The sequence below is a fragment of the Streptomyces luteoverticillatus genome, assembly GCF_003970715.1.
GTDB lineage: Bacteria > Actinomycetota > Actinomycetes > Streptomycetales > Streptomycetaceae > Streptomyces > Streptomyces abikoensis.
In genome coordinates this window covers 958,422-979,006 of the sequence record NZ_CP034587.1, presented here as the reverse complement: position 1 = coordinate 979,006, position 20,585 = coordinate 958,422, and the positions used below count along the sequence as shown (strand labels likewise).

Sequence of the window (20,585 nt, the reverse complement as noted above, 5' to 3'; positions counted from 1 at the left end):
CCCGCTCGGCGGAGCGTGACGGGCACCTCCGGCCCCCGGCTTGGTACTACTGCGATGAGGACGGGTGCGCGAGGGCACCGCCCGGACGGAGGCGAGCGGATGGCGCCGATCACGGTGGCGATGGCGGGCGACACCATGCTGGGACGCGGGGTCGGCGAGCTGCTCGGGGAGGCCCCCGAGCCCGCGACGATCCTCGGCGAGGAGATCCGGGACGTCATCGCCGGGGCGGATCTGTTCGTCCTCAACCTGGAGTGCTGCGTCTCGGGCCGGGGCGAGCCCTGGGCGGCCCCTGGCAAGCCCTTCTTCTTCCGGGCGCCCCCGCCGGCCGCCGCCGTCCTCGCCGAGCTGGGCGTCGACTGCGTGACCCTCGCCAACAACCACGCCCTCGACTACGGCCACGACGCCCTCGCCGACACCCGCGAGCTGCTCACGGCGGCCGGGATCCGGGTCGTCGGCGCAGGGGCCGACACGGCCGCCGCCCGCGCGTACGCGGTGCTGGAGGCACGCGGGGTACGGCTGGCCGTGATCGGCGTCACCGACCACCCGGACGACTTCGCCGCCGGCCCCGACCGGCCCGGCGTCGCCTTCGCGGACCTCCACAGGGGAGTGCCGGACTGGCTCACCGAGCTGGTCCGGCGGGCCTCGACCGAGGCCGACGCCGTGCTGGTCACCCCCCACTGGGGCCCCAACATGACCTCGGTGCCGCCCCACCATGTACGGGTCGCCGCGGCGGAGCTGCTGGCGGCCGGGGCGACCCTGGTCGCCGGGCACTCCGCGCACGTCTTCCACGGCGTGGCCGGGTACGTGATCCACGACATGGGCGACTTCGTCGACGACTACGCCGTCGACCCGGTGCTCCGCAACGACCTCGGGCTGCTCTTCCTCGTCACCCTGGACAACTCCGCACGGCCGGACGACCCGGGCCCGCCCCGCTACCGGCCGGTCCGCCTGGAGGCCGTCCCGCTCCGCCTCGACTACTGCCGCACCGAGCCGGCGCGCGGCGAGGACTGGGAATGGGTCCGCGAGCGCTTCTCCCGCGCCTGCGCCGCCTTCGGCACGCCCGTGACCGTACGAGGCGAGCGACTGTTGGTGGAGTGGCCGTGACCTTCGGGTGACCCCCGTCACATGGAGGACCCTGCGCCCACGGCCGCGCCGGAAGGGTGTCGCGCCGCGCGTGTAGCTTTTGCTGTGCGGCCGTGCCGATGACAATCTGCGCGGCATGTAACCGTCACCATGTACCCGTCACCCGAACGTACGCCTACCGTGCTGCCGCCCCGGTACCGCCGTACCGATACGAAGGACGCCCCACCCATGCCCTACGTGCGCCACTGGTTGCGCAACTCCATCCTGCTGTTCGCGGCCGCGATCGTGCTCGGGCTGGTCGCCGCGCACACCACGCTGATCCAGCCGCACGACCTGTCGCTGGACCGGACGATCCAGACCAATCTGCGCACCTCCTGGCTCAACCACGCGATGGAGCTGGTCAGCTACTGCGCCTCGCCGGTCGCCGGCGTGCTGATTCTCGCGGCGTGGAGCGGGTGGCTGTTGTTCGTACGGCGCCGGCCGACCGCCGCGGTGTCCACCTTCCTCGTGGTCGCCGTCGGCTGGAACAGCACCCAGATCGCGAAGGCCATCGTGGCCCGCGAGCGGCCGCCGCGGCAGTTCTCGCTCGACCCGGAGATCGGCTCCAACAGCTTCCCCAGCGGCCACACCGCCTTCACCGTCGCCGCCGTCGTGGCCGCGTACTTCCTCCTCCGCGAGACCCGGCACCGCCGTACCGTCCTGGTCGGCGGCGTCCTCGCGGTCCTGCTCGTCGCCTTCTCCCGGATGTACATCGGCGCCCACTACCCCACCGACACCTTCGGCTCGGTGCTGATCGCGGGCTCCGCCATCCTCTTCGTCACCGGCGTGTGGCACGCCTGGCTGCTGCCGAGGCTCGACACGCTGCCGCTGGTGGGGCCGCTGCTGGCGCGCTTCGGCCTGGCGGAGGAGCGGGCCGCGCTCGCTCCCGCCGAGGACGACGGCCATGGCGGCGACGACCACGACGGCCACCCGGAGCACGGCCACTACGGCGGGTACGCGCAGCAGGCCCAGCAGGCCCCCCACACCCAGCAGCCCCAGCACAACCCGTACGTCCAGCACGACGCGTACGGCGGGCAGGGCCAGTACGGTCAGCCCCCCGCTCAGGGGCAGTACGGGCAGCAGGGCGCCTACGCCCCGTACGGATACGGGCAGCAGCAGCCCGAGCAGAACAACCAGTACGGGGCGTACGGGCAGTACAACGGCCACGCCGGGCAGGGCGGCCAGTACGACGGCGGTGGCCACGCCGGCCAGGGCGGCGGCTACGGCGGCCAGTACGACGGCCACGCCGGGCAGGGCGGCGGCTACGGCGGTCACGACGGCGGCCACGGCGGCCACCCGGGCGAGCGGCCCGACGGACCGTCCGGGGGCGGACGGCGCGGGGCGGGCGGCAACCCCTCCTCCGGCGGGCGGCACCGCCGCTGAGGCGGCGGCCCCACCGAGAACGGCCGAAGAGCGCCACGTCATGGCGGACTTCCCACGGGAGGTCCGCCATGATCCTTGTTAACCCCCGCCGCCCGTAGGCCCGTTGGTAGTGTGCCGCCATGGACTTCCGTCACCTGGGACGCAGCGGACTGATCGTCAGCCGGATCGCCTACGGCAACTGGCTCACCCACGACGCGTCGCGCGGCGAGGACACCGAGCGCGCCTGCGTGCGCGCCGCCCTCGACGCCGGCATCACCACCTTCGACACCGCGGACGTCTACGCGGACACCCGCGCCGAGGAATCCCTCGGCCGCGCCCTGAAAGGGGTGCGCCGCGAGGGGCTGGAGATATTCACCAAGGTCTTCGCCCCCACCGGGCCGGGCCGCAACGACCTCGGGCTCTCCCGCAAACACGTCCGCGAGTCGATCGACAACTCCCTGCGCCGCCTCGGCACCGACCACGTGGACCTCTACCAGGCCCATCGGTTCGACCCCTCCACGCCGCTGGAGGAGACCATGGAGGCGTTCGCCGACGTCGTCCACGCGGGCAAGGCCCACTACATCGGCGTCTCCGAGTGGACCGCCGACCAGATCCGCCGGGGCGCCGCGCTCGCCCGGGAGCTGCGGATCCCCCTGATCTCCAGCCAGCCGCAGTACTCCGCCCTGTGGCGGGTCCCCGAGGCCGAGGTGATCCCCGCCTGCCAGGAGCTGGGCATCGGCCAGATCGTCTGGTCGCCGCTGGCCCAGGGCGTGCTCACCGGCAAGTACGAGCCCGGCGGCCAGTGGCCGGCCGGCTCCCGCGCCACCAGTGAGAACGACGGCTCCGAGCTGCTGGGCGGCTGGCTCAAGGACGACGTCCTGCGCCGGGTCGCCGGGCTGCGGCCCGTCGCCGACGGGCTCGGGCTGACCCTCGCCCAGCTCGCCCTCGCCTGGGTGCTGGCCCGCCCCGGAGTCGTCACGGCCGTCATCGGCGCCTCCCGGCCCGAGCAGATCACCGACAACGCCCGGGCCGCCGACGTCACCCTGGACGAGGAGACCGTCGCCCGGATCGACGCCGCGCTCGCCCCGGTGGCCACCACGGACCCGGCCGAGACCGCCAAGAGCAGCCCGGGCTCGCCCGACTGGCGCCTGGCCTGACAGCGTGAAGGAGGTCCCGGACCCGCTCGCGCGGGTCCGGGACCTCCCGTCCGTTCAGCCGGCTACCAGGCGACGGGCAGCTTCAGCAGGCTCCGTACCTGCATGCCGTCCTTCCACTCCAGCTCCTCGAACGGGACCGCGCAGCGCATCCCGGGGAAGCGCTCCAGCAGCACCCGCAGCGCGACTTGCAGCTGGAGCCGCGCCAGCGGCGCGCCCAGGCAGCGGTGGATGCCGTAGCCGAAGGCCAGGTGGGGGTTGTGCTCGCGGCCGATGTCGAAGCGGTCGGCGTTCTCGAAGACCGCCTCGTCACGGTTGGCCGAGGGGATCGCCGGCAGGACCGACTCGCCCGCGCGGACCAGCGTGCCGCTGAGCTCCACGTCCTCTGTGGCGTAGCGGGCGAAGGTGACGTGCGAGATCAGCGGGACGTAGCGCAGCAGCTCCTCGACGGCCTGCGGTACGAGCTCGGGCCGCCGGACGAGGGCCGCCAGCTGGTCGGGGTGGGTGAGCAGGACGTAGAGGGAGTCGATGAGCTGGGACGAGACCGTCTCGTGGCCCGCGATCAGCAGCACGCTGATCAGCTCGACCATCTCCTTCTCGGAGAGCCGCTCCTCCTCGTCGCTGGCCTTGACCATGCCGCTGATCAGGTCTTCGCGGGGATCGGCGCGGCGCTCGCGCGTCAGCTTGGCGATGTAGGCGTGGAGGGCGTCGGTGCCGTCCTGGGTCTCCTCGGCCGTCATCACGGTCGTGGCGGAGAAGGCGTCCAGCCACTGCCGGAAGTCGTCGCGGTCCTCGAAGGGCACGCCGAGCAGGTCGCAGATGACGGCGCCCGCCATCGGCACGGCGAACTCCTCCATCAGGTCGCCGGGGGCGCCGCGCGCCACCAGCCCGTCGAGGAGCTCGTTCGCCACCCGCTCGACGCCGGGGCGCATCAGCTCGACCCGGCGCATGGTGAACACCCTCGAGAGCAGCCGGCGCAGCCGGGTGTGGTCGGGGGAGTCCATGCCCAGGATGCTGGTGTGGATGGGCAGCGGCGTCAGCCGTGACTCGTCGTGCAGCGCGGCCAGGGCCCGGCTGAAGCGGGGGTCGCCGAGGATCGTCTTCATGTCGGCGTGGTTGGTGACGAGCCAGGAGTCCTCGCCGAAGGGGCAGCCGACGCGGACGACGGGCTCGTCCCTGCGCAGCTTCGCGTAGATCGGGTCGACCTCGATCCCGACGGCCTCGTTGAACGGGTAGGCGGGCGGGTTCTGCGCGGTGTTCCGGGTCTCGCTCACGCGGTCCGCACCTCCGCCACCCGCTCGTACCGCGCCACGAGGCTCTTGGGCCGCATGTCGGTCCAGTTCTCCTCGACGTACGCGAGGGCCTCCGCGCGGGTGCCCGGGCCGCGGGCCGTCGCCCACCCGGCGGGGACATCGCTGAAGGACGGCCACAGGGAGTGCTGGCCCTCGTCGTTGACGAGGACCAGGAAGGTCCCCTCGACGTCGTCCCAGGGGTTGTTCACGATGCTCGTACCTCTCTGTCGTTGCGTGCGATCAGGGAGTGCGGGGTTCCGCGGGCGGCCCGTCGGGGCGCGGGAAGAACCCGGTGGAGACGAAGTGCCGGGCGTAGGCGTGGATCAGCCGGCGGTCGGGGGCGGGGAAGGCGGGGCCCGGACCCGCCAGTCCCGCGCGGGCGTTGGTGTCGTCCAGGCGGACGCGGCCCAGCCGGACGAGGGCGGGCAGGACGTCGCTCAGGAGCACCGCCGCGTCCAGCCCGGCGGCGGGGTCCGCTTCGGCCCGTTCGCGCAGTGCCCGTACCCACTCGTCCCGTTCGACGACCGCCAGCCGGTAGCCGTGGGCCCGGAGGTGGTCCAGCAGGGTGTCCAGGGGCAGCGGCCGGGGACAGACGAGGTGGTGGGTGAGGCCGCGGCTCTCCGCCCGGCGCGCGAGGCGGACCACGGCGGCCGCCGCGTGATCGGCGGGCACGAGGTCGACCACGGCCGGCGGCTCGTCCGGCCCGGTGAGCCGGGGCGCGGCGCCGAGGACGAGCATGGCCCGGACGAGCTGCCACAGGACGTCGTCCTCCGGCCCGGCACCGCCGGTGGAGTGGCCGCCGATCCGGCCCAGGCGGTGGAAGGTCACCGGCAGACCGCGCCCGGCGGCCGCCCGGACGAGCTCCTCGGCCACCCACTTGCTCGCCGTGTAGCCGTCGGACGCGACGTCCGGCGCCGGGACGCGATGGCTCTCCGGAACGACGTCCGGCAGCGCTCCCCTGCCCACGGCGACCGACGCGGTGGAGATGTAGTGGACCGGAACGCCGCTTCCGGCAGCGAGCCGCAGCACCTCGCGCGTCCCGCCGACGTTCGCCGCCCGCAGCCGGTCGTAGGGGTCGACCGCGCTGACGCGGGCGCCGTTGTGGTAGATCGCGTCCAGCCGCCCGGCGAGCTCGGCGAAGGCGGCGGGGGCCAGGCCGAGCAGCGGTTTCTCCAGGTCGCCGGGGACGGGGACGATCCGGGCGGCGACGCCCTCGGCCACCGGCCCGTACCGGGCCAGGCCGGCCCGGATCCGTCGCCCGGCCCGCCCGGCGTCCGCCGCCCGCACCAGGCAGTGGACTTCGGCGTCCGTGCGGTCGAGGAGCTCGCGCAGCAGGAACGAGCCGACGAACCCGGTCGCGCCGGTGAGCAGCACCCGCTCGGGCCCGGGCGCCCGCTCCGCCCGCCGGCCGACGGTGAACCCCGCGTCCAGGACGGCCTCGGCGGCCAGATCCGGGCCGGGGTCCGGCGACGCCGCCGGGCCCGGTGCGGCCGTGCCGTCGACGGCCGCCAGCAGGGCCGCGACCGTCTGGTGCTCGAAGAGCGCGCGGACGGGCAGCTCGACGCCCAGCCGCCGGCGGAGCCCGCTGATCACCCGGGTGGCGAGCAGCGAATGCCCGCCCAGGACGAAGAAGTTGTCGTCCAGGGTGACCCGGGGGACGCCCAGGACCTCGGCGAACAGCTCGCAGACGATCCGCTCGCGCGGAGCGCGCGGCTCGCGGCCCGCCGAGAGCGCCCCGAAGTCCGGTGCCGGGAGCGCCGCCCGGTCGACCTTGCCCGTGGCCGTGACCGGCAGCGCGTCCAGCACCAGGACGGCCGAGGGCACCATGTGGCCCGGCAGCAGCGCGGCCGCGTGGGCGCGCAGCGCGACCCCGTCCGGGGCCGGGGCGTCCCCGGCGGGCACGACGTAGGCGGTGAGGTACGTCCCGGCCCGGTCGTCCCGGCGGGCCACGACGACCGCCTGGGCCACCTGCGGGTGGGTGCCGAGCGCGGCCTCGATCTCGCCGGGCTCGACCCGGAAGCCGCGCAGCTTGATCTGGCCGTCGGCGCGGCCGATGAACTCCAGCTGCCCGTCCCGGTTCCAGCGGGCCAGGTCGCCCGTGCGGTACATCCGGCTGCCCGGCTCCCCGAACGGGTCGGCCACGAACCGCTCGGCCGTCAGCCCCGGCCGGCCCAGATAGCCCCGCGCCAGCCCGGCCCCGGCGATGTGGAGCTCGCCGGGGACCCCGGGCGGCACCAGGCGCAGAGCGCGGTCGAGGACATAGGCGCGGGCGCCCACGGTGGGCCGTCCGATGGGCGGCGCACCCCCGCCGGACAGCGGGGCGCTGAGAGTGGCGCACACGGTGGTCTCGGTGGGCCCGTAGCCGTTGAGGAAGCGGCGCCCGGCGGACCAGCGGCGGACCGTCTCCCCGCTCGCCGCCTCACCCGAGACGATCATCGAGGTGAGTGAGGGCATGTCGGCGGGATCGAGCACCGACAGGGCGGCGGGCGGCAGCGTCGCGTGGGTGACGCGGTGCCGTCGGACCAGCGAGGTCAGGCCGGGGCCGGGGGCGGTGACCCCGGCCGGGGCCATCACCAGCGTCGCCCCCGTCAGCAGCGCGCCGCACAGCTCCCACACGACGCCGTCGAAGCTGTGCGAGGCGAACTGCAGCACCCGGCTCTCGGCGGTCACGCCGAACCGCCGGATCTGCGCCCGCACGACGCCGGTGAAACCCGAGTGGGTGACGACCACGCCCTTGGGGCGGCCGGTCGAGCCGGACGTGTGGATGACGTAGGCGGGGCTCGCGCTGTCCAGGGGGCGCGGCCGCTCGGCGTCGGTGACGTCGCCGTCCCAGTGGGCGGCGACCGCGCGCCGGGTCTCCTCCCGGTCGAGGACGATCCGGGGCAGCTCCGGGGCGCCCGGCAGGGCCAGGGACGTCGCGAGGTCCGTCAGCAGCAGGCGGGGCGCGGCGTCGTCGAGCATCAGGCGCAGCCGGGCCTCCGGGTAGCCGGGGTCCAGCGGCAGATAGGCGGCGCCCGCCTTGAGCACGGCCAGGGTGGCCACGACCGCGTCGGGCTCGCGCGGCAGGGCGATGGCCACCGTCCCCTCGGGGCCGGCGCCGCGCTCGAGCAACTGCCGGGCCAGCCGGTTGGCGCGGGCGTTGAGCTCACGGTACGTCAGCGTCCGTACGGTGCCCTCGCCGTCGTCGAAGAGCACGGCGGTGGCCTCGGGCGTCCGCCGGGCCTGCTCCTCGAACAGCTCCGGAAGCGTGCGGGGCGGCACGTCCTCGCCGGGGTCCCCGGCGCGGGCCAGCAGCTCGGCGCGTTCCCCGGGCAGCAGGACGTCGAGGGCGCCCAGCCGGCGGCCGGGTTCGGCGGTGACGGCCTCCAGGAGGCGGACGAAGCGCCGGACGATCCGCTCGACGCCCTCCCGGTCGAACAGGTCGGTGCTGTACTCGGCCACCCCGTCGACGCCCAGCGGCCGCCGGTCCGGGCCGTGCCGCTCGGTGAGGGAGACGGACAGGTCGAAGCGGCAGGCCCCGGTCGCCCAGGGCAGTTCGGTGACCGCGAGGCCCGGCAGTTCGGGCGCGCCCTGCGGGGCGTTCTGCAGGGCCAGCATGACCTGGAACAGCGGGTGGTGGGCGAGGCCGCGCGCGGGAGCCAGGGCGTCGACCAGCCGCTCGACGGGCAGGTCCTGGTGGGCGTAGGCGGCCAGGTCGGTCTCCCGGACCCGGGCCAGCAGGTCCCGGAAGGAGGGGTCGCCGGAGGTGTCGGCACGCAGCACCAGGGTGTTGACGAAGAACCCGACGAGCCCGTCGAGGGCCGGGTCGGTACGGCCCGCGACGGGGCTGCCGATCGCGATGTCGGTGCCCGCGCCCAGCTTGGTCAGCAGGGCGGCCAGCGCCGCGTGCACGACCATGAAGGGGCTCGCGCCGCAGGAGCGGGCCAGCTCGGTGATCCGCCGGTGGAGGTCCGCGTCCAGGGCGAAGCGCAGGGTGTCGCCGCTGTGTCCGGCCACCTGCGGGCGCGGCCGGTCCAGGGGGAGCTCGGTGCGTTCGGGCAGTCCGTCGAGGGCGCCCTTCCAGTGGGCGAGCTGGCGCGCGGCGGCGCTGCCCGGGTCGTTCCCGTCGCCCAGCAGCTCGCGCTGCCACAGCGTGTAGTCGGCGTACTGGACCGGCAGCGGCGCCAGGCCGGGCGCGCGGCCCGCCCGTCGCGCGGTGTACGCGGCGGCCAGGTCGCGCCAGAGAGGGGCGAGCGACCAGCCGTCGCAGGCGATGTGATGGACCACCAGCACCAGGACGTGCCGGCCGGGCCCGGTGGTCAGCAACGCGGCGCGGACGGGGATTTCGGCGGCGAGGTCGAAGGGCCGCTGGACGGCCACGTCGACGGCGGCGTCCAGGGCCTCCGGGGCGACCTCGGCGACTGTCAGCGGCGGCTGGGCTGCGGCCGGGTCCAGGACGAGCTGGTAGGGCACCCCGCCCTCCTCGGGCAGGACGGTGCGCAGGCTCTCGTGCCGCTCGACGAGGTCGCCGAGCGCCGCCTCCAGGGCCGCGCGGTCCGGCTCGCCGTCCAGGGCCAGTACCAGCGGCACGTTGTAGGCGGCGTGGGCTGCGTAGGTTTCGTCTCCCGACTCCTGCAGGCGCTGCAGGAACCACAGTCGCCGCTGGGCGAAGGACAGCGGTACGCGCCCGGGGCGTTCCGCCGGGAGCAGCGGCGGCCGTTCGCCCTCCGCCGCCTTCCGGAGGGCGTCGGCGAGCCCGGTGACCGTCGGCGTCTCGAAGACGGCGCGCACGGCGAGTTCCAGGCCCAGCGTGGCCCGCAGGCGGGCGGTGAGCCGGGTGGCGGACAGGGAGTGGCCGCCGAGGGCGAAGAAGCTGTCGTCGGCGGTGACCCGGGAGACGCCGAGGATGTCGGAGAACAGCCCGCACAGCAGCTCTTCGAGGGGGTCGCGCGGGGGCCGGCCGTTCGCGGCCGAGCCGGTGTCCGGCTCGGGCAGGCGGCGCCGGTCGACCTTGCCGTTGGGGGTGAGCGGCAGGGCGTCGAGGACCACGGTCGCGGCGGGCAGCAGGTACTCGGGGAGCCGCTCGCGCAGATAGGAGCGGACGGAGGCGAGCAGGGCGCCGGTGTCGCGGGCGGTCGCGGGGGCGTTGACGAGCGAGGAGAGCGGGGCGCCGGTGGGTTCGTCGCCGCCCGGGGCGCCGGGGGCGCGGCCGGTCAGCTCGATGTCGAGGGCGGCGTCGGAGGTATCGGAGGCAGGGGACGTGGTGGCGATCACCCGGAGGCCGAATCGTTCCGCCAGGTCGTGGAATTCCTCCAGCAGTTCGCCGCCCGTCTCGTCGCGGCCGGTGCCGAGGGCGGTGACCTCGCCGCGCTCCTCCAGCGCCCGGGCCGCCGCCGCGACGGGCGCGAGCCGCCCGTCGGGCACGCCCGTGACCCGCAGCCCGCCGGGGTGGGTGCTGCCCAGGAGGGGGGCCAGCGCGGCCGTGGAGGTCACGTCCCGCCCCCACTGGAGGGTTGGGGAGGTCCGAGGGCGCTCCGAGGAGCCGTGGACACCGGCCTTGCGGAGGACGGCGTCGTAGCGGTAGCGGGTGAGCTCGTTGGCGTACCGGCCGCGCTTGACGCGCACCTCGGCGCCGTCGGTGCCGGGGACGGCGGCCGCGAGCTCGGTGAAGTAGGCCGGGTCGACGAGGAGTTCCTTCTCGCGCACCACGCTGTGCTCGACGGCGGCGCGGAGCGCGGCGGGGTCCGCGAGCGGCTCCGGGCGGCGCAGCCGGACGTCGGTGTGGAAGCGGCGCAGCCGCCGCAGGTCGCGGATGTCGCCGGCGAAGACGGCGCCGCCTGGCGTGAGCAGGTCGAGGGCCTTGGTGAGGACGTCCGTCAGGTAGCGGCCGTCGGGGAAGTACTGGGTGACGGAGTTGACGACGACGGTGTCGAAGAACCCGGCGGGCAGTTCGTCGATCCGGTCGGCGGGCAGGGCGCGCAGCTCCACGAGGCCGGCGAGGGCGGGGTCCCGCCCCACGAGTGTCCGCAAGCCCTTGATGACTTGGCCGGAGAAGTCCGTGCCCCAGTAGGTCTCGCAGTCGGGGGCCAGTTTGGACATCAGCAGGCCGGTGCCGACGCCTATTTCCAGCACCCTGCGGGGCCGCAGTTCGCGGATCCGCTCGACGGTGGCGTCGCGCCAGTGGCGCATCTGGTCCAGGGGGAGGGGCAGTCCGTCGTAGCTGCTGTTCCAGCCGGAGAAGTCCTCGCCGAAGCGGGCGTCGGCGACGTCGCTGTAGAGGGTGTCGTAGATCTCCCGCCATTCGCCGATCTGCCGCGGCACCTCGTCCGCGGCGTCGTCGCCGGCAGGGGAGGTGCCGGCCCGGAGGTCGGCGGGGACGACGTAGCCGACGAGCCGCCTGTCGCCGGGGCGGTCCTCGCGGACGACGACGGCCGCCTGGGCGACGCCCGGGTGTCCGGCGAGGACGGCCTCGGTCTCGCCGGGCTCGACGCGGAAGCCGCGGATCTTCACCTGGTCGTCGCCGCGGCCGACGAACTCCAGCAGCCCGTCCGGGCCGCGGCGGACGAGGTCGCCGGTGCGGAACAGCCGCTCGCCGGGCCCGCCGAGGGGATCGGCGACGAACCGTTCGGCCGTCAGGCCCGGGCGCGTCCAGTAGCCCCGGGCCAGGCCCGTGCCGCCGAGGTAGAGCTCTCCGACCTCGCCCGGCGGCACGGGCCGCAAGGAGGCGTCGAGGATCTCGGCGCGCATGCCGTCCATGGCGGAGCCGATGGGCACGACCGTGTCCACGTCGCCCGGTGCGGTGACCCGGTGGCAGGTGGCGAACGTGGTGGTCTCGGTGGGCCCGTAGCCGTTGACGACGGCCGTGCCGGGGCAGGCCGCCAGCACCCGGCGGACGGCGGCGGCGGGGACGGCGTCGCCGCCGGTCCACACCTCGCGCACGCCCCGGAAGCACGCGGGGTCCTCCTCGGCCAGCACCGCGAACAGCCCGGCGGTCACCCACAGCCCGGTGACCCCGGTGGCGGCCGTGACGGCGGCGACGCCGCGCGCGTCCAGCTCGCCCGGGGGCGCGACGACGACGGTGCCGCCGGTGAGGAGGGGTACCCACAGCTCGTAGGTGGAGGCGTCGAAGGCGTGCGGCGAGTGGAGCAGGACGCGCTCGTGGGCGCCGCCGTGCCACGCCGGGTCCCGGACGAGGCCGGTGATGTTCCCGTGGGTGACGGCGACGCCCTTGGGGGTGCCGGTGGAGCCGGAGGTGAACATCACGTACGCGAGCCGGCCGGGATCGGCGACGGCTTCGGCGATCGTTTCGGGGGCGGGGTGATCGGCCGTCGGCTCCCCGGCGTCGTCGGCCCGCAGGACGGGCACGCCGTCGCCGAGCCCGGCGGGCGGGGCCGTCCCGGCGTCGGTGAGCAGGGCGCGGGCGCCGGTGAGGGAGAGGATCCACTCCAGCCGGGAGGCCGGGTGCCGGGGGTCCAGCGGCACATAACAGCCACCGGCCTTCACGATCGCGAGGAGTGCGACGACCAGGCCGGGGGAGCGGTCCATCAGGACGGCGACGGTGTCGTGCGGCGCCACCCCGCGCCCGGCCAGCCGTCCGGCCAGCCGGTCCGCCCGCGCGTCCAGCTCCCGGTAGGTCAGGGACGTCTCCCCGGACACCACCGCCGTCGCGTCGGGCGTCCGGCGGACCTGCCGGGCGAACGCCCCGGTGAGGGTGTCGAGTTCGCCGAGCCGATCGGGTTCACCGAGTCCATCGGGTTCACCGAGTCCATCGGGTTCACCGAGTTCGTCGGGTGCGGGGGAGGCGGTGCGCCGGCCGCCGGTGAGGGGCCGGAGTGCGGGGGAGCGGTGCTGTGCGGACACGCGTCAACATCTCCTCTGCGCGGACTTCGCAGGACTGCGGCGGTGTGCCGGCGGTCCGTTCGGCCGCGGTCGGACAGCCACATGTGATCGCCGGGAGGGCCGGAAGGGGCCGCCGGGCGACGCCTTGCGATCATGTCTCGGTCTGTCGGATCGCAAACCCCTGGGGTGAACCCTTCCGGCCTTTCTCGGCGCACTGTCCCCCGGGAGCCCCCGCGACCCCGGGTAAGGCCCTGGTGGGCCCCGCTGATCAGCGGCGATACCGGGCCCGGGACCCGGCGGAGGGACCGTCCGGGGGTTTCCCGGCCAGCCACCCGTCGATATCGGCGAAGCAGCGAATTGGCGTGAACATGCGCCCTGAGATGAACACTTGGGAGCGTTGTCGAGCGAAAGGCGGACACAACCTCTGACCTGGTGAGACGATCCCGATCGTTTTTGTCTGTGATCTGTTCAGGGAGTGACGATGGAAGCCGCCAGCCCCGTGACCGGCCGTCCGGATCCCGCCTTCGCCGACCCGGGCACCGGGGTCGTGGCCGAGATGGTCGGGCGCGCCGTACGGTTCGACTCACGTCGCTACGCCCCCACCGACAGCTACGCGGACATCGCCTGCGACAAGGTGGACCGGGCCGCCGCGAGCCTCGGCGTGGCAGGCCCGGACCGCGAGCCGATGCTCGCCCTCGTCCGGGAGCTGTGCGGCGCCTGGGGCGAACTCCCCGCCGGCACACCGCCGCGGCGCGCCTGCTGGGTGTCCATCGACGGGATGCCCTTCGAGATCTCGTTCGCCTGGGCCGACGGCGGCGCCGAGCTGCGGCTGTCGCTGGAGTCCCCGAGCCACCCCGGCACGCCGCGCGGCCGGATGGCGGACGGCAGGGCCTTCACCCGCCGGCTGGCCCGGCGGCCGGGCGTCTCCCTCGACCGCTACCTGCTGATCGAGGACCTCTTCACGGACGAGAACCCCCAGGGCTTCTTCGCCCTCTCCCACGGCGTCGCCTGGCGCGCGGGCGGCCGGCCGCTGTACAAGGTCTACCTCAACCCCGCGGTCGCCGGCCGCGAACACTCCCTCGCCCGCACCGAGGAGGCGCTGGTCCGCCTGGGCCTGGAACGCCCCTGGCGGGCCCTGGTGGAGCACCTGGGCACGGCCGCCGACGTGGCCCACGAGCCGGCCGCCCTGGCCCTGGACCTCTCCGACGGCGACGAGGCCCGCGTCAAGCTGTACATGGCGCACTCGGGCGTCTCCGCCGCGGACATCGACGCCAAGTCGGCCGTCGCGTACGACCACGTGCCCGGCTCCTTCGCCCGCGCCCTGGAGCGCGTCACCGGCCACCGCGACGCGTCCGGCTGGCGGAAGCCCCCGGTGACCTGCTTCTCCTTCAGCGGCGGCAAGGACCTGCCGGGCGCGACGCTCTACGTCCCCATGGTCCCCGGCCATCCCGACGACGCGACGGCCCGCGACCGCGCGGCGGCCTTCATGCGCGAGGAGGGCGTCGACCCGGCGCCCTACGTCGCGGCCCTCGACGCCCTCGCGGACCGCCCGCTGACCGAGTCCGCGACCCAGAACTTCCTCTCCTACCGGGGCGGGCCCGCCCCGAGGTTCGCCGCGTACGTCGCCCCGGGCACGTACCGCCCCGTGTGACTTCCCTCTTGTTGTAACGCGTTCTACCGTGTGCGCCGGCATCCGCAGGGGCTGCCGGCGCACACCGGGAGGGGCCGTGGATCTCCAGTACACCCCGCAGCAGCGGCGGTTACGGGCCGAACTGCGCGAGTACTTCGCCGACGTGGTGCCCGACCGCTCCGACGCGCGGCGACAGCGGCTGCACGCCGACCCCGCCGAACGCAAGAGGTTCTACCGGCGGACCATCCGCCGCCTCGGCGCCGACGGCCGCCTCGGGGTGGGCTGGCCCGAGGAGTACGGGGGCGGCGGAATGACCCCCATGGAACAGTTCATCTTCTTCGACGAGGCCGCCCAGGCCGGGGTGCCGCTGCCGCTGATGGCGCTCAACACCGTGGGCCCGACCCTGATGCGCTACGGGACCGAGGAGCAGAAGGCCACCTTCCTGCCCGGCATCCTCTCCGGGGAACTGGACTTCGCCATCGGCTACAGCGAGCCCGGCGCCGGCACCGACCTCGCCGCCCTGACCACCCGGGCCGTGCGCGACGGCGACGGCTACGTCGTCAACGGGCAGAAGATCTGGACCACCAACGGCGACACCGCCGACTGGGTCTGGCTCGCCGTCCGCACCGCCCCCGTCGAGGAGGGCGTCCCGCTCCACAAGGGCATCAGTATCCTCCTGGTCCCCACCAGCGACCCGGGCTACTCCTGCACCTTGATCAACACCCTCGCCTCCCACGACACCACCGCCAGCTACTACGAGAACATCCGCGTCCCCTTCACCCGCCGGGTGGGCGCCGAGAACGACGGCTGGCGGCTGATCACCAACCAGCTCAACCACGAGCGCGTCACCCTCGCCGCCCACGGCTCCGCCGCGATCCGCGCCCTGCGCGACGTCCGCGACTGGGCCGCCGCCACCAAGCTCCCCGACGGCCGCCGGGTGACCGACCTCGGCTGGGTCCGCGGCCGCCTCGCCCGCACCCACATCCGGCTCGACGCCATGAAACTCCTCAACTGGCGCATGGTCGACGCCCTCCAGCGCGCCGCCCTCACCCCCCAGGACGCCTCGGCCGTCAAGGTCTACGGCTCCGAGGCCCGCCGCGACGCCTACGCCTGGCTGATGGAGATCCTCGGCGCGGCGGGCCCCCTCAAGGACGGCTCCGCCGGCGCCGTCCTCCACGGCGAACTGGAACGCGGCTACCGCAGCGCGGTCATCTTCACCTTCGGCGGGGGCAACAACGAGATCCAGCGGGAGATCATCTCCTGGATCGGGCTGGGGATGCCCCGGGTGCGACGCTGAAGTCGTTCGCCCCGGGCCGTGGCCCATTCGTGTCGGCAGACGCCTGAAGCCGTTGTTCCCGGTATGAACATCACACGTGTCATCCGCTCGGCTCGCCGCCGCCGTTCCGTCGTCGCTCTCGCCCTGGGGTCCGTCGTCGCGCTCTCCCTGTCCGCCGCTCCCGCCCAGGCCGGGGCGAGGCCGGGCGAGGCCGTCGCCGCGCGGCCGTGCGTGGTGCGCGGTGACGGCGAGCGGGCCGCAGAGGAACTCGGCAGGTGCGGCCGCGTCGCGTTCGACGGGCTCTTCCGGCAGGCTCCCGCGGGCCGGATGCCCCATGGGCCCATGCGCGGGCGGCTGCTGAGGTGCACCGCGTGCGGACAGCCGGCCGTCGACCCGGTCCTCGGCCTGCTGGCGGGTGCGGTGTGGCACGGCAAGGTCTTCCACACCGACGAGCGCGGAGGCCATCTGTTCCAGGTCGTGGGCCCGGAACTGCGCGTGATCCGCGGCGAGGTCGGCTACGCCGGCTACCCGGACGACGGCCGCGCGGCCATCCGGATCGTTCATCCGCGCGACATGGGCGGACTCGTCACGGACTGGATCCGTGAGGTGCGGCCGGGGGCGTACGCGGGAGTGACGACGCTCACCGAGGAAGGTCACCAGCCCTGGCGCGTGGCGGACTTCGTGCTCTACCGCTGACGCGGCGTACGGACCGGGGGCCAGCCCGGCCCGGCCGCTCGCGGCCTCGTCATCCGCCCGCCGCGACGATGCCCGCGAGGGCCCGTTCGGCGATCGCCGCGATGGTGAGGGAGGGGTTGGCGCCCCCGACGTTCCCCGGCAGCAGCGATCCGTCCACCACGTACAGGCCCTCGCAGCCCTTGACCCGGCCCTCCAGGTCCGTGGAACGGCCGATGACGCACCCGCCGACGGGATGGCCGGTGAACGGGTGGAGGTTGTTCACCGTCACCGGGAGGGTGCCCGGGTTCGCCTCGGCGACCTGGGCGCTGAAGGCGAGTACGGCCCGGGCCGCGGCCGCCGACTTCTCCCTCGTCCAGTCCGCCAGCACCACGCGCCGGGTCGACGGGGCGTACCGGAAGCCGCCCCGGTGGTCGGTGTCCACCGTCACGGCGAAGGTGGCGGTCGCCGGGAGGGAGGTGAAGCCGGACAGCACCCAGTTCTCCACGCGCAGCGGGAGGCCGAAACCCGTGGGGAGGAAAGCGGTGGAGGCGCAGGGCGAACCCTGGGCGGGACCGATGGGTTCCAGGGGCTGGGAGCGCAGGTTCACCTGGTCGCCGTTGTCCCCGAAGCCGGTGCCGACGGTGTCCGGCAGGTCCGGCAGGCGGCCTTCCTCACGGGCGGCCACGAGGAGCCGGTTGGTGTTCAGGGCGCCGGCGGCGAGGAAGAGCATCTCGCAGGTGAACTCGGTGGTGCCGAGGGCGGCACCGTCCTCGCCCAGGCGCCGTACGACGACGGAGTAGCCGCCGTCACGTCTCCGTCCGACGGAACGCACCTCGTGCAGAGCGCGCAGCTGGACGTGCCCGGTGGCCAGGGCCGCGGGGAGGTAGGTGCGGGTGAGGTCGCGTTTGGCCCCGGTTCCGCAGCCGAAGTCCGACTCGCCGATGGTCGCGGACGGCGGGAGGGTGTGGGCGAGCTCCTGCCGGACCGCATGCCAGTCGAACGTCGAGTCGGCGGGGCGGGTCGTCATTCGCGCGTTGGCCAGCTGCCGGTCCCACAGCCGGGAGTGGGTGAAGGGCGCGGAGTCGTAGACGTCCTTGGGCATCGGGGCGGCGCGCAGCATGGCCCGCACGGTGGGATACCACTTGCCGGCGAACTCGTCGTAGCGGAGACCGGACGGGTACAGCCGCTCGAAGAAGCGTCGCGGCGGGGCGATCGTCACCCCGGTGTAGACGACGGAGCCGCCGCCGACGGCCGCCGCGCAGGCGATGTCGAGGTCGCGTTCCTCGGACAGCTCCATGACGCCGGGGGCGGGGGTGACCGGGACGGGGAGCATACCGGGCCACCGGGTGGTGCGGCGGAACCAGAACATCGTGTCCGTGATCCGGGTGGACGAGCCGAACAGGGGCCGGGAGGGGAGGACGGGCCACTCCCGGCCGCGCTCCAGGACCAGCGTGTCGACTCCCGCCCGCCCCAGGCGCAGCGCCGCGACCGAGCCGCCGAAGCCCGAGCCGATCACCAGGGCGCGGAAGTGGGTGCGGGACGCCGCCGCGGCGAGGGCCGGGCCGCCGGGCGGGCCGAGGACGGCACCGGCGATGCCGGCCAGCGCCCCCTTGGCCGCGAGCCCCAGTACGTCCCGGCGACGCGGATCGGTCATGAACGCTCCTGACGTTGTCGCTCGAGGTCACCGCGGGACACCCATGGGGAGTGTGCGCCGCTGATGGCCGGGCGGGGCGACGGACGCTGTTCCCTCACTCGAAATGACGAAAACGGACAAGCGACTTCCCGGTCATATCGAGTGACGAGGCGCCGACCGGCCCGTGAGGCGGGCGGGAGGAGCCGGCCGGGCGCGGAACCGGTTCCCCGGCCTCGTCGTCGGCCTACAAGCCGCCTGGCCCGGCCGCCATACTTGAGGGGCCGGGGGAGGCACAGCGAATCGACGGGGGCGGCGGCAGCATGGCGGACACCAGGCTGATCCAGGGCCGGTACCAGCTGCTCGACCTGATCGGGCGGGGCGGCATGGGCGAGGTGTGGCGCGCCCGTGACGAGTCCCTCGGCCGGCACGTGGCCGTCAAGTGCCTCAAGCCCATGGGCCGTCAGCACGAGCCGTCCTACCTCCGGGTGCTCCGCGAGCGGTTCCGCAGGGAGGCGCGCGTGGCCGCCTCCCTCCAGCACCGGGGGATCACCGTCGTCCATGACTTCGGCGAGTCGGAGGGCGGCGTCCTCTATCTGGTGATGGAGCTCCTCGACGGCCGCAACCTCAGCCAGCTCCTGGAGGACAACAGGCACCACCCCCTGCCCGTGCCCGAGGTCATCGAGATCGCCGCCCAGGTGGGCGCCGCCCTCGACTACACCCACCGGCAGGGCATCGTCCACCGCGACCTCAAGCCCGCCAACATCGTCCGCCTCGCCGACGGCACGGTGAAGATATGCGACTTCGGAATCGCGCGCCTCGCCCACGACATCGGCTTCTCCACCCGGCTCACCGGCACCGGCATCGCCATGGGCACCCCGCACTACATGTCGCCCGAGCAGATCGGCTCCGGCAACGTCGACCACCGCAGCGACCTGTACTCGCTGGGCTGCGTGCTCTACGAGATCGCCACCGGCGCCCCGCCCTTCGACATGGACGACGCCTGGGCCGTGCTCGTCGGCCACCGCGACACCCCGCCCCGCCCGCCGCGCGAACTCCGGCCCGAACTGCCCTGCCCCTTCGAGACGGTCGTCCTCGACCTGCTCGCCAAGGACCCCGACGACCGGCCGGCGGACGCCGCCGCCTTCGTCCAGGGCCTCGCCGAGCTCACCCCGTACCGGATGGCCACGCCCCCCGGCGGCACCCTGTCCGAGGCCCGGCCGCGGCCCGTGCGGGCCGCCGCGCGGCTCCCCGAGCCGCCCCGGCTGCCCGGCTGGGCCCGGAACATGACCACCGGCTCCAAGGCCGCCGGCACCGGCCGGCTCCAGCCGCCGCCGGACCCCTCCGCCGCGCTCACCGGCGCGTGGACCGGCGCCCGGGAGGACGGGCCCGCCGGCACCGGCACCCGCCGGATCCCGCCGCAGCCGTCCGGCTCCGAACGCCCGTCCCCGGACGAGCGCGCGGCCGAGCTCGCCGCGCGCTACAGCGAGGGCCTGCGCCTGGCCCGGCTCGACCGCTGGGCCGAGGCCGCCGAGGTGCAGCGCGCCGTCGCCACCGAACGCGACCGGCTGCTGGGCCCCGACCACCCCGACACCCTCGCCGCCCGCTACGAGCTCGGCTTCGCCCTGAGCCGGCTGGGCCGCCCCCAGGACGCCCTGCGGGAGTTCGCCCGGACGGCGGCGGGCCGCGAGCGCGCCGCGGGCCCCGACCACCCCGACACCCTGGCGGCCCGCCAGGAGACCGCGTACGTGCTCGGCCGGCTCGGCCGCCACTTCGAGGCCCACCAGGTCTACACGTCCGTGCTCGCCGCCCGCGAGCGCGTCATGGGCGGCGACCACCCCGACACCCTGCGCTGCCGCCACAACCTGGCCTTCAACCTCAGCAGACTGGGCCGCCTGGAGGAGTCCTACCGGATGGCGAGCGACGTGGCGGCCGCCCGCTCCCGGGTCGTGGGCCGGGAGCACCCCGACACCCTCGTCACCCGCTACGAGGTCGGCTACGCGCTCGGCCAGCTCGGCCGCTGGACCGAGGCGCTGCGCACCTACCAGGAGGTCGCCGCCTCCCGCGCCCGGGTGCTCGGGCCCGACGAGCCCGACACCCTCGCCGCCCGCTACGAGGCCGGGATCTGCCTGGGGCGGCTGGGCCGCAGCGAGGAGGCCCTGGAGCTCTACCGCGAACTGGTCGAGGACCGCACCCGCGCCCAGGGCCCGGCCCACCCGGACACCCTGCGCGCCCGGCACGGACTGGGCGTCAACCTCGGCCGCCTGGGCCGCTGGGAGGAGGCCCTCGCCGAGGCGCGCGACGTCTGCGCGATCCGCGCCCGGGTGCTGGGCCCCGACCACCCCGACACCCTCGTCAGCCGCCGCGAGGTGGCGGTCGGCCTCGGCTGGCTCGGCCGCTGGACGGACGCCCTCGCCGTCTACCGCGACGTGGCCCAGGCCCGGCAGCGCGTGCTGGGCGCGGACCACCCCGACGCCCTGGCCAGCCGGCACGACGAGGCCCACTGCCTGGAGCAGCTCGGCCGCTCGGCCGAGGCCGTCGAGCTCTACCGCCAGGTCGCGGCGGTCCGCCGGACCAGCGTCACCCGGGGGAACCAGCAGCCGCGCTGACCTGACGGAGCGTCAGA

At 74.8% G+C, this 20,585-nt stretch carries 11 protein-coding genes; 7 read left to right on the top strand and 4 right to left on the bottom strand.

All coding sequences use genetic code 11. The features are described from left to right. Positions 1 to 99 precede the first annotated feature (99 nt). The 3 genes from EKH77_RS04000 to EKH77_RS03990 all read left to right on the top strand — a co-directional run bounded on the left by EKH77_RS04000 (position 100) and on the right by EKH77_RS03990 (position 3,641). Complete coding sequence (locus EKH77_RS04000) at positions 100 to 1,104, top strand: CapA family protein (protein WP_126913051.1); 1,005 nt, start codon at positions 100 to 102, stop codon at positions 1,102 to 1,104. Positions 1,105 to 1,311: 207 nt separating this feature from the next. Next, a complete protein-coding gene (locus EKH77_RS33645; protein WP_240667209.1) occupies positions 1,312 to 2,505 on the top strand; it encodes a phosphatase PAP2 family protein in 1,194 nt (397 codons plus the stop codon). A 119-nt stretch (positions 2,506 to 2,624) separates the two neighbouring features. After that, a complete protein-coding gene (locus EKH77_RS03990) occupies positions 2,625 to 3,641 on the top strand; it encodes an aldo/keto reductase family protein (RefSeq protein WP_126913050.1) in 1,017 nt (338 codons plus the stop codon). Between the two features lie 62 nt (positions 3,642 to 3,703). Here EKH77_RS03990 and EKH77_RS03985 read toward each other — a convergent pair whose 3' ends face one another. The 3 genes from EKH77_RS03985 to EKH77_RS34285 are packed head-to-tail and all read right to left on the bottom strand — an operon-like array spanning position 3,704 to position 12,769. Then, entirely contained in the window at positions 3,704 to 4,912 is a 1,209-nt protein-coding gene (locus tag EKH77_RS03985; protein WP_126913049.1) for a cytochrome P450, read from the bottom strand. Continuing rightward, positions 4,909 to 5,139: an MbtH family protein gene (locus EKH77_RS03980; protein ID WP_126913048.1), complete on the bottom strand. Its 231-nt coding sequence runs from the start codon at positions 5,137 to 5,139 to the stop codon at positions 4,909 to 4,911. Before EKH77_RS03980 ends, EKH77_RS03985 begins: the two co-directional genes overlap by 4 nt. A 31-nt stretch (positions 5,140 to 5,170) precedes the next feature. After that, positions 5,171 to 12,769, bottom strand: a complete 7,599-nt coding sequence (locus EKH77_RS34285; protein ID WP_164737735.1) for a non-ribosomal peptide synthetase — start codon at positions 12,767 to 12,769, stop codon at positions 5,171 to 5,173. A 460-nt stretch (positions 12,770 to 13,229) separates the two neighbouring features. On the opposite strand from EKH77_RS34285, the gene EKH77_RS03965 reads away from it, so the two are divergent. The 3 genes from EKH77_RS03965 to EKH77_RS03955 all read left to right on the top strand — a co-directional run bounded on the left by EKH77_RS03965 (position 13,230) and on the right by EKH77_RS03955 (position 16,350). Further along, positions 13,230 to 14,399: a tryptophan dimethylallyltransferase family protein gene (locus tag EKH77_RS03965; RefSeq protein WP_126913045.1), complete on the top strand. Its 1,170-nt coding sequence runs from the start codon at positions 13,230 to 13,232 to the stop codon at positions 14,397 to 14,399. A 76-nt stretch (positions 14,400 to 14,475) separates the two neighbouring features. Next, on the top strand, positions 14,476 to 15,675 hold the full coding sequence (locus EKH77_RS03960; RefSeq protein ID WP_126913044.1) for an acyl-CoA dehydrogenase family protein: 1,200 nt from the start codon (positions 14,476 to 14,478) through the stop codon (positions 15,673 to 15,675). Positions 15,676 to 15,738: 63 nt separating this feature from the next. Continuing rightward, on the top strand, positions 15,739 to 16,350 hold the full coding sequence (locus EKH77_RS03955; RefSeq protein ID WP_126913043.1) for a hypothetical protein: 612 nt from the start codon (positions 15,739 to 15,741) through the stop codon (positions 16,348 to 16,350). Positions 16,351 to 16,399: 49 nt separating this feature from the next. Here the strand turns inward: EKH77_RS03955 and EKH77_RS34280 are convergent, their stop codons facing one another. Then, a complete protein-coding gene (locus EKH77_RS34280; RefSeq protein WP_126913042.1) occupies positions 16,400 to 17,983 on the bottom strand; it encodes a GMC oxidoreductase in 1,584 nt (527 codons plus the stop codon). A gap of 299 nt (positions 17,984 to 18,282) precedes the next feature. On the opposite strand from EKH77_RS34280, the gene EKH77_RS03945 reads away from it, so the two are divergent. After that, complete coding sequence (locus EKH77_RS03945) at positions 18,283 to 20,568, top strand: tetratricopeptide repeat-containing serine/threonine-protein kinase (protein ID WP_126913041.1); 2,286 nt, start codon at positions 18,283 to 18,285, stop codon at positions 20,566 to 20,568. Positions 20,569 to 20,585: the final 17 nt, after the last annotated feature.